A 15,130-nucleotide genomic window follows, 5' to 3' on the forward strand; every position below is an offset into this window, starting at 1 on the left:
GAATAGTTAAAAGTGATACATTTAATCAATTTAAATTTTATTAAAAAGTATCGTTAATTGAGGGTTGTTAGCGAGCTTAAGCGTGAAATGGCCTTTAAATTGATATTAATACTTTTAAAAACATATGCTTATTTAAATATTGATATGGATCAATAAAAACGTAATTGGTTTTTTTGTATATTTATTGATCTATTATTGGTGAGATTTGTACAAAATGCGCTCTATTTTTGGTGTGATTTTCTGGTGTGTTTTTAAAAGGGATACGCAAAATCTATTTATTTGATAATTTTGGTATCCCTTTTTTGTTATCCTTCTTCTGGTTCATATCCCAGATTAGGCGCTAACCAGCGCTCGGCGACTTGCATCTCCATGCCAGTGCGTTTGGCGTAGCTTTCTACTTGGTCTTCGCTGATTTTGGCTACCCCGAAATATTGAGACTCTGGGTGGCTAAAATACCAGCCACTGACAGCGGCTGTAGGTAGCATGGCGTAGGATTCTGTAATAGTAATACCTACGCGATTTTCCACATCCAGTAGCTTCCATAGCAAGCCTTTCTCTGTGTGGTCGGGACAAGCTGGGTAGCCTGGAGCGGGGCGTATACCTTGGTATTTTTCTCGAATCAGCGCTTCGTTATCTAAGGTTTCATCTGCTGCGTAGCCCCAGGTTTCCTTACGCACGACAGCGTGCAGATATTCAGCGAACGCTTCAGCTAAGCGGTCTGCTAATGCTTTGACCATAATGCTGTGATAGTCGTCATGGTCTGCATCATAAACCGCCACCAGTTCATCAACGCCGATGCCGGCAGTGACAGCAAATGCACCGTAGTAATCGGCTTTGCCGCTGGATTTTGGTGCAATAAAGTCCGTCAGACACATGTGGGCTTTACCGGCGATCTTTTCTGTTTGCTGGCGAAGGTGGTGGAGCGTCATCAGTACTTCACTGCGGGTATCGTCGGTATAAAGCTCTATATCGTCATCCCTCACGCTATTAGCAGGGAATAGCCCGTATACGGCTTTTGCTTTGAGTTTCTTGTTGTTAATGAGATCATCTAGCATGACTTGAGCATCAGCGAATAGCTTAGTGGCTTCTTCACCAATCACTTCATCGGTAAGGATGCGTGGGTAGCGGCCCGCTAGCTCCCATGAGTGGAAGAACGGGCTCCAGTCAATGTAGTCACGCAGGATATTTAGATCTAGGTCGTCAATCACATGAATACCTAATTGCTTAGGCGCAGGCGGCGTATAGTTGTCCCAGTCAATTTGATATTTGTTAGCTCTAGCGGCATCCAGTGAAACACGGCGTTTCTCATTTTGGCGCGCTAAATGTCGTTCTCGCACTGCTTTATATTCGTCTTGTATCTCTTTGACATAATTGGCTTTTCTTTCTTTTGAAAGCAGGGTGGATGCAACACCAACAGCACGAGATGCGTTAGTCACATGGACTACTTGGTCGCGCTTGTAGGCGGGGTCGATCTTCACAGCTGTATGGGCTTTTGAGGTTGTTGCACCGCCAATCATCAGGGGAATATTAAAGCCTTGGCGCTCCATCTCTTTGGCAACGTGTACCATCTCATCAAGTGAGGGAGTGATAAGGCCAGAGAGACCGATCAGGTCGGCATTCTCTTCCCGGGCGGTGGTGAGGATTTTCTCCGCCGAAACCATCACACCCAGATCAATGATTTCGAAGTTGTTGCACTGGAGGACTACGCCAACAATATTCTTACCGATATCGTGTACATCACCTTTAACGGTTGCCATCACGACTTTGCCAGCAGAGCTGGATTCATTACCGGTTTTTTCAGCCTCAATAAAAGGCATTAAATAGGCGACCGCTTTTTTCATAACACGAGCAGATTTTACCACTTGAGGCAGGAACATTTTGCCAGAGCCGAATAGGTCGCCGACGATGCCCATACCATCCATCAATGGCCCCTCGATAACCTGAATTGGGCGCTCGAAGGTTTGGCGGGCTTCTTCTACATCGTCATCGATAAACTCAGTGATACCTTTAACTAAAGCGTGGGCCAGTCGCCGGTTAACCTCCCAGCTGCGCCACTCTTGTGCTTCGGGTGCTTCTTGAGCGCTACCATCACCTCGGTATTTTTCGGCAACCTCTAAGAGTCGTTCTGTCGCGTCATCGCGGCGATTTTGTACGACATCTTCAACCAGCTCGCGAAGCTCTTCGGGCAGGTCATCGTAGATTGCCAGCTGGCCTGCGTTGACGATACCCATATCCATGCCTTGTTGAATAGCATGATAAAGAAAGACGCAATGAATCGCTTCACGGACTGGGTTGTTGCCCCGGAAAGAGAAGGATACGTTAGAGACACCGCCAGAAATCTTCGCATAAGGCAGGTTTTTCTTGATCCAGCCGGTTGCTTCGATAAAGTCGACAGCGTAGTTGTTATGCTCTTCGATGCCGGTTGCTACTGCGAATATATTAGGGTCGAAAATAATATCTTCAGGTGGGAAGCCTACTTCATCCACTAAAATACGGTAGGATTTTTCACAGATCTCGATCTTACGAGCGCAGGTGTCAGCCTGGCCTACTTCATCAAATGCCATAACGATAACGGCTGCACCGTAACGTCTAACTAACTTAGCCTGTTCTTTAAATTTCTCAACACCTTCTTTCATGGAGATGGAGTTGACGACACCTTTACCCTGAATGCACTTAAGACCTGCTTCGAGTACCTCCCATTTGGAGGAGTCGATCATAATAGGCACACGCGAGATATCAGGCTCAGAAGCGATCAGATTCAGGAAGCGCACCATGGCTGCTTCCGCATCCAGCATCCCTTCATCCATATTGATATCAATGATCTGTGCGCCGTTTTCTACTTGCTGGCGAGCCACATCCAATGCTGTTTCGTAATCGCCTTCTTTTATCAGGCGTTTAAAGATGGCTGAGCCGGTGACATTGGTACGTTCCCCCACGTTAACAAATAGCGTATCGGCGCCAATATTCATAGGCTCAAGGCCTGCTAAACGCGCTTCAACAGGCAATTCAGGAATCGTGCGCGGTGCGTGTTGCTCGACCGCTTCTCTGATCACTCGAATATGATCGGGTGTGGTGCCGCAACAACCGCCGACTATATTTAAAAATCCAGATGCCGCCCACTCGCTGATCTCTTTGGCCATCTCTTCAGGTGACTCGTCATACTCACCAAAGGCATTCGGTAAACCGGCGTTTGGATGCGCTGAAACATGGCACTGAGCAATACGGGACAGCTCTTCTATGTATTGGCGTAGTTCTTTAGGGCCTAAAGCACAGTTCAAGCCGATAGATATGGGGTCGGCGTGACGTACCGAATTCCAAAAGGCTTCTGTGGTTTGGCCTGACAAGGTACGGCCTGAGGCATCAGTAATGGTGCCTGACAGCATAACGGGTAATCGGATGCCTTTGTCATCAAAGTATTGCTCAACTGCATAAATAGCAGCTTTGGCATTCAGTGTGTCGAAAATGGTTTCGATCAGAATGATGTCTGCGCCGCCTTCAACTAAACCATCGGTAGATTCGTAGTAGGCTTTAACGAGAGCATCAAAGGTGACGTTACGAAATCCAGGGTCATTTACATCTGGTGAGATGGAGCAGGTGCGGTTAGTTGGACCAAGCACGCCTGCGACATAGCGGGGGCGATCAGGCGTTTCGGCAGTGACGGTATCACACACCTCGCGGGCGAGTCGTGCAGCGGCCACGTTGATTTCGCGGCTGAGAGATTCCATCTCGTAATCAGCCATGGCAATGGTGGTGGCATTAAAGGTATTGGTTTCGAGAATATCTGCGCCCGCATCAAGATATTCCCGATGGATTGCTTTAATGATGTCAGGCTGTGATAGCACCAGCAGGTCGTTGTTACCCTTAACATCGCAATGCCAATTTGCAAAACGCTCGCCTCGGTAGTCTGCCTCTTCAAGACCATAGCCCTGAATCATTGTCCCCATGCCGCCATCAAGGATCATGATGCGTTGTTTCAGCGCTGTCTTTAGTTGCTGTGCGAGTGTCTGTGCCATGAACTGCTTACCCAATACCGTTACAAAGGTGCTAATGATAATCCAATTTGCTATGAGTTTTCCTGAGATGATTTCAATTACGGATGAATTACCCTCATAAAAATACCAATTAATTCGCCTACTGCGACGAATGGCTACTCAATTTACGTGGGATTCGGAATATGAAGTGATAGAATGCGCCGTTTATCACGCTGAATAGCAGATTCAGCCAGATGCTAATAAACGTAGGTTTTGACGAGTTATGCTGCAAACATTTCTTAAAGCAAAGTTGCACCGTGTGACGGTGACGCACGCTGAACTTCATTATGAAGGCTCTTGCGCGATTGATAGCGTATTACTGGAAAAATCTGGTATTCGTGAATATGAGATGATTCACATCTACAACATTAACAATGGCGAGCGCTTTACGACCTATGCTATCAGTGCAGAAGCTAATAGCGGGATTATCTCGGTTAATGGGGCGGCAGCTCACAGGGCCAGCAAAGGTGATCTATTAATCATTGCTGCTTATGTACAGTTAGATGAGCAAGAGGTGAATGATCATCAGCCGACACTGTGCTATTTCGAAAACGCTAAAGCGGATGGTGGTGCGGGTGCCACGGACGATGAGCTACATACGCGCAATGTGCTGACAGGTATAAAGAATGCCATACCGGTACAAGAAGATAATCGTTAATTAAGCATGAGTGTTACGAAAAACCGCCGAAGGCGGTTTTTTTGTGCCTCAAATAAGACCTAATACCTATACGAAACGGTAAGATTGTCGACAATCTGTGATTTTGGTATTTTATATAAAAGGTGATTTTTCACTAAAAACAGCACTTTTAGGCCATATTCGCCTTATGTCTTAGTTAAATCCCCTAAGGTTTTGGTTAAAGTAAGCCAATCCAACAGGGTTGAGTGTCAACAATAATTATAAAAGACCCAATTGACGTAGTCCTGAAAATTAACCACAAGCAAAAGGGCCCGTGCTATGTCCTACCAAGCAGAGTATAAAAAGTCAGTTGAAACGCCAGAACTATTCTGGGGCGAAAAAGCCGAAGCGATTGATTGGTTTAAAAAACCTGAAACTGTCCTTAGTCAGGATGAAAATGGAATTTACCGCTGGTTTGCCGATGGCGAAATGAATACGGCTTATCTGGCGCTGGATCACCATGTAGAGAATGGCCGTGCCGATCAGGACGCGCTCATCTTTGATTCCCCAGTGACGGATACCAAAAAGCGTTATACCTACCGAGAGCTGCGTGACGAAGTCGCAAAATTTGCCGGCGTATTAAAGGCACAAGGTGTTGAGAAAGGCGATCGTGTTGTTATCTACATGCCCATGATTCCGGAAGCGGTTATCGCCATGTTAGGCGTAGCACGTTTGGGGGCAATTCATTCCGTTGTGTTTGGTGGCTTCGCCCCGCACGAATTGGCTGTTCGTATTGATGATGCTGAGCCTAAAGTTGTGGTTACTGCATCATGCGGTATTGAAATTGCAAAAGTACTGCCGTACAAGCCGATGTTGGATGAAGCAATCCAAAAATCCGCACACCAACCAAGCAGCTGCATCGTATTCCAGCGTCCGCAAGTCAAAGCCGAACTGATTGAAGGGCGTGATTTGGATTGGGTTGACGCGATGTCAAAAGCGGAACCAGCCGATTGCGTAGCCGTTAAGGGGACAGATCCTCTTTATATCCTCTACACATCAGGTACAACAGGTAAACCTAAAGGCGTTGTGCGTGATAATGGTGGACATGCTGTTGCATTAAAATACAGCATGAAAGCGATCTACAACATGGAGCCTGGTGAGGTTTTCTGGGCTGCCTCTGATGTAGGTTGGGTTGTCGGTCACTCCTATATCGTTTACGCGCCGTTACTGGCGGGTTGTACTACGGTTGTTTACGAAGGTAAACCTATTAAAACACCGGATGCGGGTGCGTTCTGGCGTGTTTGCGAAGAGTATAAAGTCAAAGCGTTATTTGCAGCACCAACGGCTTTTCGTGCGATTCGTAAAGAAGATCCAGATTCAGAATTGCTCAAGCCTTATGATCTGTCAGCGCTGCAAACTATCTTTATGGCGGGCGAGCGCCTTGATCCGCCGACCTATCACTGGACGAAAGATACGGTTGGTAAGCCGGTTATTGATCACTGGTGGCAAACTGAAACGGGTTGGGCTATTTGCGGTAACCTGACGGGCATCGAAATGTTAGAGCCTAAGCCGGGTTCTTCAACAGTACCTATGCCAGGCTTCAATGTGCAAATTCTTGACTCAGAAGGCAATGAGCTTGCAGCCGGTGAGCAGGGTAATATCGCGATGAAATTGCCATTACCACCAAGTTGTTTGCCAACGGTGTGGGGCGATCACGAGCGTTTTCGGACCGGCTACTTGACGGAGTTCCCAGGTTATTACTCAACAGGTGATGGTGGATATAAAGATGAAGAGGGCTATGTCTTCATCATGGGCCGCACCGATGATGTCATCAACGTTGCTGGGCACCGTCTCTCAACTGGCGAGATGGAAGAGATTGTTGCTGGACATTCTGCGGTGGCAGAGTGCTGTGTAATAGGCGTTAATGACCCACTGAAAGGCCAACAACCGATAGGCTTTGTGCTTATCAAAAATGGTGTTGAGGTAGACGAATCAGAGCTTGAGGCTGAGTTAGTCGCTATGGTGCGTAAAGAGATTGGCGCTGTTGCTTGTTTCAGAAAAGCGATTGTTGTGCAGCGTCTACCCAAAACACGTTCTGGCAAGATTCTGCGTAAGCTGTTGCGTCAAATAGCGGACGGTAATGAATATTCAGTACCTTCTACTATTGATGACCCAGCCAGCTTACCGGAAATAGAGGAGATAATGGACCGTCATGGCCTCGTGACGACTCCATAAGCACCTCACCCTGAAGACCCTTAGTAGTAGTCTTAGGCAGCCCTAGTGGCTGCCTTTTTTCTTCTTATGTCTGTCTTGTGCTATACATTTTTGTATTTTTAACCTGACAGGTAACAGACACTTTTTATAGTAAGCCATCTTCAACTTATTAATTCTAATGGATAAATTATTATCGGCTTACTTTCTGCATCATTTTATCCAGCGCTTATCAACCTGCGCAAACCTTAAAACAAAAACAAAAACTGAGGTGGATTTCTGATGCAATTCTCAAAACCATGGATATATATGGGTGTGCCCATTACCGGTGCTTTACTTATATTGGGTGGCTGTAATAACAGCAAAAACAGCAATACCAACCCTCCTGCAACCATACCGTTCAAGCTGGGTGAGGTTATCTCCAACAGTTACGATGGCGTAAGTGATGGGCTCTTGGCTGCGTTGGGGCTGAGCGGTATTCAAGGCACCGCACCCTCCTATGCTGATCCTATGAACCCAACAAAAGAAGAACTACGCCGTCATACGCTTTTCCTCAACTATACGGCGTTGGTTGATAAGACCGATGCCGGAGGATTTGGGCGTATTTATGGCCCTATGGATGATACTACCTTTGCTGGAAAGGAGTATTTGGCCTTTGTTGGCGAAGGGCTTAATCGCGCAACGTTAATGGTGCAAATTCCTGATAGTTTCAACCCCAAAGCGCCCTGTATTGTAGCTGCGGCCTCTTCGGGTTCTCGTGGCGTTTATGGTGCAGTGGCAACCTCTGGAAGTTGGGGGTTAGAAAAAGGCTGTGCTATCGCTTATACCGATGCTAATAAAGGCACGGGGGCTGTTGATCTGAGCCAGAAAAAAGGCTTTGGCTTGCAAATGGAACCGCTTGATTTGAGTAGTGAAGCGGAATTGAGCTTTCGTGTGCCAACGCAATCTAATGTGAGTAGCCCTAGTGAGGAATATGCCGGTGTGGCTTTGCCAACCGCTGTACAGGTAGATGAGTTTATTGCATCGAATCCAAATCGGTATGCGTTTAAACATGCGCATTCCCAGAAGAACATAGAAAAGGATTGGGGACTTCACACATTACAAGCGATTAAGTTTGCGTTTCAGCAACTCAATGAAAATTATGTTGAAGCGATCATGCCAGACAACACGCTTGTAATCGCTGCCAGCGTATCGAATGGGGGTGCTGCCTCCCTTAGGGCCGCAGAGCAAGATAGTGAATCCTTGATCGACGCCGTTGTCGTTGGGGAGCCTAATATCAACCCGAAGCCTGCTACTGAGCCTTTTAGTATTAAAATGGGCGACTCTGTTGTGATGGATCACAGTAAACCAGCCTATGAGTACTTTGCATTGGCAGAGCTATACGCTGCTTGTGCAAGCAAGGCACCGGAGAATGCAGGAGCGCTCTTTGCTGAACTTCGTGGTAGCGTTGAACCTCGCTGTGATGCACTAGTTGCTGCGGGGTTATTGACAGATGGCACCTACGAAGAGGAGGGCACACAAGCCCAAGCCAAACTTAATGCAGCAGGCTTTCTGCCAGAATCAAACAAACTACTGGTCGGTTATGCAGGCATCGATCTGTTCCAGTCATTACTGGCTACCTATGGTAATGCCTATACGAGAAGCTCTGTTGTCGATAGCTTATGTCATGTCAGCATGGCTCACGTACCAACTGGGACGCTTACACCGGGGACTAATGATACAGTGGCAACACTATCTGCGACCAGTAATGGTATTCCCAGAACCTCCAATATCTATCTAATAAAAGATGACGCAATGGGAGGGCCTACGCTTCAAATACTCGCTAGCTCAAACAATGGAACCGCAGACTACAACGCTGAAGGCGCGCTGTGTTGGTACGACCTCTATATGAACGCCGCAAATCCACTACATGCACGTTTGAAACAAGGTATAGAGGAAGTTAAGGCAAACGGTGATCTGCAAGGTAAGCCAACCATTATTGTTCATGGACGCAGCGATGCACTCATACCGGTGAATCACTCATCTCGCCCATACTATGTGCTCAATCAGCAAAAAGAGGGGGCTGATAGCAAGCTTCGCTACTATGAGGTAAAAAACTCTCAACATTTGGATTCATTGAACCAACTCTATGCAAGCGTAGGAATGAACTATGTACCGATCGATTACTACTTTAAACAAGCCATGGATCTGATGTACGAGCATCTAACTAATGGTACGATTTTACCCCCTAGTCAAGTCGTCAATGCACACGCGCCCGTAGGTAACTTACAGCAAGCAGATCTGCCCGATATTAATGTTTTGGCACCTGATCTCATTACGATAGAGGATGGCAACTTAGTCGTGCCGGAATAAAGCGATTTAACAAGCCAGGGATGGCGCTTTGAGCGTATACATTTTTCTGAGTCTCACATACATGCAGATGAGGTGAAAAAATTTGTAATCTATAGAGAGGTAGGCTCCAATACAGCAATGGATGTTCACGCTTACAAGGGATGATGAATGATCAAACAGATTTTCTCGGTAGATCTATATATAAGAATCTACGCGAACAAATATATTATTCGTGACATAACTAACCCCGCTGCACCTGAGCAAACCTTCGAGTCGCCAGACGCCTTTACAACAGAGCGCTTATTAGTGGGCCGATTCTCTGTTGGTGAGAGCGTGCTCAAAAACGCTATTAAAGTATTTTGTTCAAAAAAATGGTTAACACCATCCCCCCGTGTGCTAATTCAGCCGATGGATATGACAGAAGGGGGATTAAGTGAGGTAGAAGATAGGCTTTTTAGAGAGTTGGCGCTTGGTGCTGGCGCTCGCAAAGTTGTCATTTGGGTAGGGAAGGAACTTTCAGTCATCGAGGCGCAAGAAAAGCTCGATACTAAAGGCTAAGGGATGTTAGCCTAAGCCCTAAACTCCATCGGATGGAAACACTATGAAGTTCAAAGCTATTACCACCATACTCCTGCTTGCATCTTTACATGCTCAGGCAGAGATCTACAAATGGACAGATGCCAACGGGCGTGTTCACTACAGTGACCGTAAACCTGCAACAACGGCTGCAGAAACATTCAAAGTTAATACCTTCACTCAAACAGGCGTTAAGCTTGAGAGATCAAGCAATGCGTATGCAGTTTCATCAGCGTCTAGCCCTAAAGCTGTGTCTGATGAAAAAGTCGTCATGTACTCTACCTCGTGGTGTGGTTACTGCAAAAAAGCCCGTGCATACTTTAAAAAGAACAATATCGCTTTTGTTGAATACGATATTGAAAAAGACGCTCGTGCAAAATCCCAGTATGACAAGCTTAATGGAAAAGGTGTTCCCGTTATCCTAGTGGGCGAGAAACGAATGAATGGCTTTAACGAGTCAGGATTTGAGCGGATCTATCAGAATAAATCTTAACCCTATTCGAGTATGACTATGGAAATTATCAGATCTAAACAGTTTCTGGCGGAGCGAGCCTGGGGAGCTAGAGATATCGCTAACATGAATGGTGTGACCACTCGCCTCCACTGGACGGATCAGCCCTACAAATGGCATATCAATGATGGAGAAGAAGTATTTGCTGTACTAGACGGTAAAGTGGAAATGTTCTATCGACAGAATGGACAGGCATTCTCAGAAATACTAGAAACGGGAGATATTTTCTACGCTTGTGTAGGTACTGAGCATGTGGCGCATCCAATAGGAGAGGCACGAATTCTCGTTATAGAGAAAGAAGGCAGTGTCTAATAGGCAAGAATGATTTAGGAAGAGAAATGTTTAATATGCGAACACTCTGGTGCAACCTTGCTGTCGCGTTGAGTTTAACGACAACGGGCGCCTGGGCAGAGACTAATACCATGGAAGAAAAATTACAGGCTGCGTATGCATTAGGTGAATTATCAGGTCTGCATAGTGTTTTAGTTATGCGGGATGGCAAAGTACTCAGTGAAGCCTATTTTACGGGTGAAGATCAGCGCTGGGGCGATCCACTAGGTGAAGTAAAGCATGGCCCTGATACGTTGCATGATTTACGTTCCGTCACTAAGAGTGTTGTAGGCCTGTTGTACGGCATTGCCCTTGCCGAAGGGATAGTCCCTTCGATAGATGAGCCATTACTTGCACAGTTTCCAGAGTATCCTGATCTTGCTGAAGACCCTGATAGGCGCGCGATTTTAATTCGCCATGCCTTGTCGATGAAAATGGGGACGCAGTGGAATGAAGACTTACCCTACAGCGACCCAAAGAATAGCGAGATAGCAATGGAAATGGCTAAGGATCGCTATCGCTTTGTATTAGATCGGCCCATGGTTAATACGCCTGGAGACTGGTGGACCTATAATGGTGGCGCAACCGCGATTATCGGCCGCTTAATATCGAAGGGTGCAGGAATACCTTTGGATGAATATGCGAATCAGAAGCTGTTTAAACCTTTAGGCATTAGCCGTTATGAATGGGTCGGTGGACGGGATGGAGAACCATCCGCCGCTTCAGGTTTACGGCTAACCACCCATGATTTAGCAAAAATTGGACAGCTTGTAGCGAATAAAGGGCTGCTTAATGGGCAGCAAATCGCTCCGACAAGCTGGATTGAAGCGATGCTAACCCCCAGCGCAACTTTAGATGGCTTGCGTTATGGCTTTCAGTGGTGGCTAGCGCCCGACAACTTACCACCGACTTGGGTAGCCGGATTCGGTAATGGCGGACAACGCCTGACGGTTGCTCCTCAGAGTCGTACCGTTGTTGTCAGCTTTGCGGGTCGCTATAACGAGCATGATGCATGGAAGCTACCGTTAAAAGTTATTCTGGAATTTGTAAATCCATTTCTTAAGGCTGAAAAAGAATGCAGTCAATAGCACAGATCTATTAGACTCATAAAGATAAACGATTTTCTTAGTTTGCAGGTTCGATCAATACTCGTTTGTACCAGCCAATAGGCTTAACTAACAGCGAAACAACCGATCAGGAGATAACCATGTCAAACAACAAATGCCCTGTCATGCATGGCGGTGCGACAGAGATAGGGATGTCAAATATGGAGTGGTGGCCTAAGACCCTCAATTTAGACATCCTGCATCAACATGACCGTAAAACTAACCCACTAGGGGAAGATTTCAACTATCAAGAAGCGGTTAAAACCCTTGATTTCGAAGCACTCAAGGCAGATCTCACTGCGTTGATGACAGATAGCCAAGAGTGGTGGCCAGCCGACTGGGGGCATTATGGCGGCTTGATGATTCGTATGTCTTGGCATGCTGCAGGTACCTATCGCATTGCTGATGGTCGAGGTGGTGCAGGCTCCGGCAGTCAGCGTTTCGCTCCCCTTAATTCATGGCCTGATAACGGTAATTTAGATAAAGCGCGTCGTTTGCTTTGGCCAATCAAGCGAAAGTATGGCAATAAGCTGAGCTGGGCTGACTTGATCGCTTATGCAGGAACTATCGCTTATGAGTCGATGGGGCTAAAAACCTACGGTTTTGCCTTTGGTCGAGAAGATATCTGGCACCCTGAAAAGGACACCTATTGGGGATCTGAAAAAGAGTGGCTAGCACCGAGTGACAGCGAAGGGAGTCGTTACTCAGGCGAGCGTGATCTGGAAAACCCACTCGCTGCGGTGATGATGGGCCTGATTTATGTAAACCCGGAAGGTGTGGATGGTAAGCCTGACCCACTAAAAACCGCCCATGATGTGCGTGTAACCTTTGCGCGTATGGCAATGGATGATGAAGAAACCGTAGCACTGACAGCAGGCGGCCATACCGTTGGTAAAGCGCATGGTAATGGTGATGCAGCTCTACTAGGTGCTGAGCCTGAAGGTGGAGAAATAGAAGATCAGGGTTTTGGGTGGCTCAACAAAACCAGACGCGGCATAGGCCGGAACACCGTCACTAGTGGCATTGAGGGAGCATGGACAACCCATCCGACGCAGTGGGACAACGGCTACTTTCAGTTGCTGTTGAATTATGAGTGGGAGCTTAAAAAGAGCCCAGCAGGTGCATGGCAATGGGAACCTATTGATATTAAGGATGAAGATAAGCCGGTTGATGTCGAAGACCCGAATATTCGCCATAATCCGATCATGACCGATGCCGATATGGCGATGAAAATGGATCCAGAATACCGCAAGATTTCTGAACGCTTTTATAAAGACCCAGCCTACTTTTCTGAAGTCTTTTCCCGTGCATGGTTCAAATTAACCCATCGTGATATGGGGCCAAAATCGCGCTATATCGGCCCTGACGTGCCGCCGGAGTCGCTGATTTGGCAAGACCCTGTTCCTGCAGGTAACGACCAATACGATGTAGAGGCAGTAAAAGCGCAGATTACTGCCAGTGACTTAAGCATCAGTGATCGAATAGCCACAGCGTGGGACAGTGCACGAACGTTCCGTGGTTCAGATAAACGCGGTGGTGCTAATGGTGCTCGTATTCGCTTAGCGCCACAAAAAGATTGGCAAGGCAACGAACCTGAACGACTCAGCAGAGTATTAGCGGTACTTGAGCCTATTGCTGTGAAAAACGGCGTTAGCATAGCGGATATTATTGTCCTTGCGGGTAATGTCGCTATAGAACAGGCAGCGAAGGCCGCAGGCTTTGATATCACTGTGCCGTTTGCCCCCGGGCGTGGCGATGCAACGGATGAAATGACTGATGCCGAATCCTTCGAAGTACTGGAACCAGTTGCTGATGGCTATCGGAACTGGCTGAAAAAAGACTATGTTGTCAGTGCCGAAGAATTACTTCTAGACCGTACTCAACTACTTGGCCTAACGGCACCCGAAATGACCGCTTTGGTCGGAGGCATGCGCGTGCTTGGTTGTAATCACGGAGGCAGTAAGCATGGGGTCTTTACGAAGCGAGAAGGTGCGTTAACGAACGATTTCTTTGTGAATCTGACGGACATGGCTTATACATGGAAGCCAGCTGGCAAGAATCTCTATGAAATTCGTGATCGTAAAACAGATCAGGTGAAATGGACGGCAACACGCATCGATCTGATTTTTGGCTCCAACTCCGTACTGCGGGCTTATGCTGAGTTATATGCTCAGGATGATAGCAGAGAGAAGTTTGTTTATGACTTTGTTGCTGCATGGAATAAAGTGATGAACGCGGATCGCTTCGATCTAAGCTAGTTTTTACGACCCCATACTGCGGCTATCGTGGTATGGGGATTTTATTGCTTAAACATTAGGTTACTAGGCCTAAAAAAACTGTGGTACGGTTCCTTTGTTAATAGCTAATGGCTGAAGATACTTACTTATTGACGATGATAAATACGATAGAGTCCTTACAGGATAAAATAAAAACACTTGAATCCCGGATTCTGGAGTTAAAGTTTCATGAAAAACAGCTAGAGCTTGTTATTGAGTCTACAGCGGTTGGTATATGGGACTGGCAAGTACAAACGGGTGAACTCGTCGTTAATGAGCGATGGGCTAATATTATCGGCTATACCCTCGAAGAATTAGGCGAGGTGAGCATAGATACTTGGATGAAGTATGCTCATCCAGAAGATCTCAAAGAGTCTAACCGCTTATTAGAAAAGCATTGGGCGGGCAAAACTGAATGCTATATTTTCGAAACCCGGATGAAGCATAAGCGCGGCCATTGGGTGTGGGTTTATGACACCGGGAAAGTGATAGAGTGGGAAAGTAAAAGCGTGCCAAAGAGAATGATTGGCACCCATTTGGATATCTCAGATAAAAAAGAGTATATCGCTAAGCTAGATGCGGCCAATAAGAAGCTAATGGCATTTAGCTATGTTGATTCACTGACTCAAATACCTAACCGACGTGCTTACGAAGAACGATTTCTCAGTATTATAGGTAGTGCTAAACGTTCTCAAAATACCGTTTCACTTCTGATCATCGACGTAGATCATTTCAAGAAATATAACGATTATTATGGCCATGAAAAGGGTGATGAAGCACTGTTTAAAGTTGCTCAAGCGATAAAAAGCGTCTTAACCCGAAAAACGGATTTTGTAGCGCGCTATGGCGGTGAAGAGATCGTTGTTCTTTTGCCCTTCACTACCCTTGAGGGAGCAGAAATTACGGCTGAGAAGATTATCCAGCGTATTATGGATGAGCGCATTGAGCATGTGCATTCACAGTATGACGGTATGCTCACAGTCAGCATCGGGGTAGCCTCGACCAGTAGTCAGTTTGATGATCTGTTTGATCATGCAGACACGGCATTATATGTTGCGAAAAACAATGGCCGTAACCGTGTTGAAGCCTACTCTAATTATCAACCTCCAATAAGGGTTTTATCGCCATCACCAACCCCATAG

Annotated in this window: 9 protein-coding genes and 1 pseudogene; 9 read left to right on the forward strand and 1 reads right to left on the reverse strand. The window is 46.5% G+C overall.

What is annotated here, in order from left to right:
• Positions 1 to 305 precede the first annotated feature (305 nt).
• Complete coding sequence (gene metH, locus F0U83_RS07880; protein WP_138987248.1) at positions 306 to 4,013, reverse strand: methionine synthase; 3,708 nt, start codon at positions 4,011 to 4,013, stop codon at positions 306 to 308.
• A gap of 241 nt (positions 4,014 to 4,254) precedes the next feature.
• Here metH and panD point away from each other — a divergent pair, with 241 nt between their 5' ends.
• The 9 genes and pseudogenes from panD to F0U83_RS07925 all read left to right on the forward strand — a co-directional run bounded on the left by panD (position 4,255) and on the right by F0U83_RS07925 (position 15,130).
• A complete protein-coding gene (panD, locus tag F0U83_RS07885; protein WP_138987249.1) occupies positions 4,255 to 4,689 on the forward strand; it encodes an aspartate 1-decarboxylase in 435 nt (144 codons plus the stop codon).
• 294 nt (positions 4,690 to 4,983) lie between these two features.
• A pseudogene (locus F0U83_RS07890) lies at positions 4,984 to 6,882 on the forward strand (propionyl-CoA synthetase); the annotation flags it as partial.
• Positions 6,883 to 7,140: 258 nt separating this feature from the next.
• Positions 7,141 to 9,210 (forward strand): 3-hydroxybutyrate oligomer hydrolase family protein, encoded by a 2,070-nt coding sequence (locus tag F0U83_RS07895; RefSeq protein WP_138987251.1) that lies wholly within the window; start codon positions 7,141 to 7,143, stop codon positions 9,208 to 9,210.
• Between the two features lie 147 nt (positions 9,211 to 9,357).
• Positions 9,358 to 9,747: a 1-pyrroline-5-carboxylate dehydrogenase gene (locus tag F0U83_RS17390; protein ID WP_138987252.1), complete on the forward strand. Its 390-nt coding sequence runs from the start codon at positions 9,358 to 9,360 to the stop codon at positions 9,745 to 9,747.
• 43 nt (positions 9,748 to 9,790) lie between these two features.
• Positions 9,791 to 10,258, forward strand: coding sequence for a glutaredoxin family protein (locus F0U83_RS07905; RefSeq protein WP_138987253.1), 468 nt, complete (start codon positions 9,791 to 9,793; stop codon positions 10,256 to 10,258).
• 18 nt (positions 10,259 to 10,276) lie between these two features.
• Positions 10,277 to 10,588 carry a cupin domain-containing protein gene (locus F0U83_RS07910; protein ID WP_138987254.1) on the forward strand — a complete coding sequence of 104 codons (312 nt, stop codon included), beginning with the start codon at positions 10,277 to 10,279 and terminating at the stop codon, positions 10,586 to 10,588.
• Between the two features lie 26 nt (positions 10,589 to 10,614).
• Positions 10,615 to 11,694 (forward strand): serine hydrolase domain-containing protein, encoded by a 1,080-nt coding sequence (locus F0U83_RS07915; protein ID WP_138987255.1) that lies wholly within the window; start codon positions 10,615 to 10,617, stop codon positions 11,692 to 11,694.
• 119 nt (positions 11,695 to 11,813) lie between these two features.
• A complete protein-coding gene (gene katG, locus F0U83_RS07920) occupies positions 11,814 to 13,970 on the forward strand; it encodes a catalase/peroxidase HPI (RefSeq protein ID WP_138987256.1) in 2,157 nt (718 codons plus the stop codon).
• Positions 13,971 to 14,077: 107 nt separating this feature from the next.
• Entirely contained in the window at positions 14,078 to 15,130 is a 1,053-nt protein-coding gene (locus F0U83_RS07925; protein ID WP_138987257.1) for a sensor domain-containing diguanylate cyclase, read from the forward strand.

Source organism: Neptunomonas concharum (genome assembly GCF_008630635.1).
GTDB lineage: Bacteria > Pseudomonadota > Gammaproteobacteria > Pseudomonadales > Balneatricaceae > Neptunomonas > Neptunomonas concharum.

What these genes read in the sequence shown, in the direction of transcription:
- metH (WP_138987248.1), bottom strand. Translation starts at nt 4,013, where the DNA reads ATGGCACAGACACTCGCACAGCAACTAAAGACAGCGCTGAAACAACGC.
- panD (WP_138987249.1), top strand. Translation starts at nt 4,255, where the DNA reads ATGCTGCAAACATTTCTTAAAGCAAAGTTGCACCGTGTGACGGTGACG.
- F0U83_RS07895 (WP_138987251.1), top strand. Translation starts at nt 7,141, where the DNA reads ATGCAATTCTCAAAACCATGGATATATATGGGTGTGCCCATTACCGGT.
- F0U83_RS17390 (WP_138987252.1), top strand. Translation starts at nt 9,358, where the DNA reads ATGATCAAACAGATTTTCTCGGTAGATCTATATATAAGAATCTACGCG.
- F0U83_RS07905 (WP_138987253.1), top strand. Translation starts at nt 9,791, where the DNA reads ATGAAGTTCAAAGCTATTACCACCATACTCCTGCTTGCATCTTTACAT.
- F0U83_RS07910 (WP_138987254.1), top strand. Translation starts at nt 10,277, where the DNA reads ATGGAAATTATCAGATCTAAACAGTTTCTGGCGGAGCGAGCCTGGGGA.
- F0U83_RS07915 (WP_138987255.1), top strand. Translation starts at nt 10,615, where the DNA reads ATGTTTAATATGCGAACACTCTGGTGCAACCTTGCTGTCGCGTTGAGT.
- katG (WP_138987256.1), top strand. Translation starts at nt 11,814, where the DNA reads ATGTCAAACAACAAATGCCCTGTCATGCATGGCGGTGCGACAGAGATA.
- F0U83_RS07925 (WP_138987257.1), top strand. Translation starts at nt 14,078, where the DNA reads ATGGCTGAAGATACTTACTTATTGACGATGATAAATACGATAGAGTCC.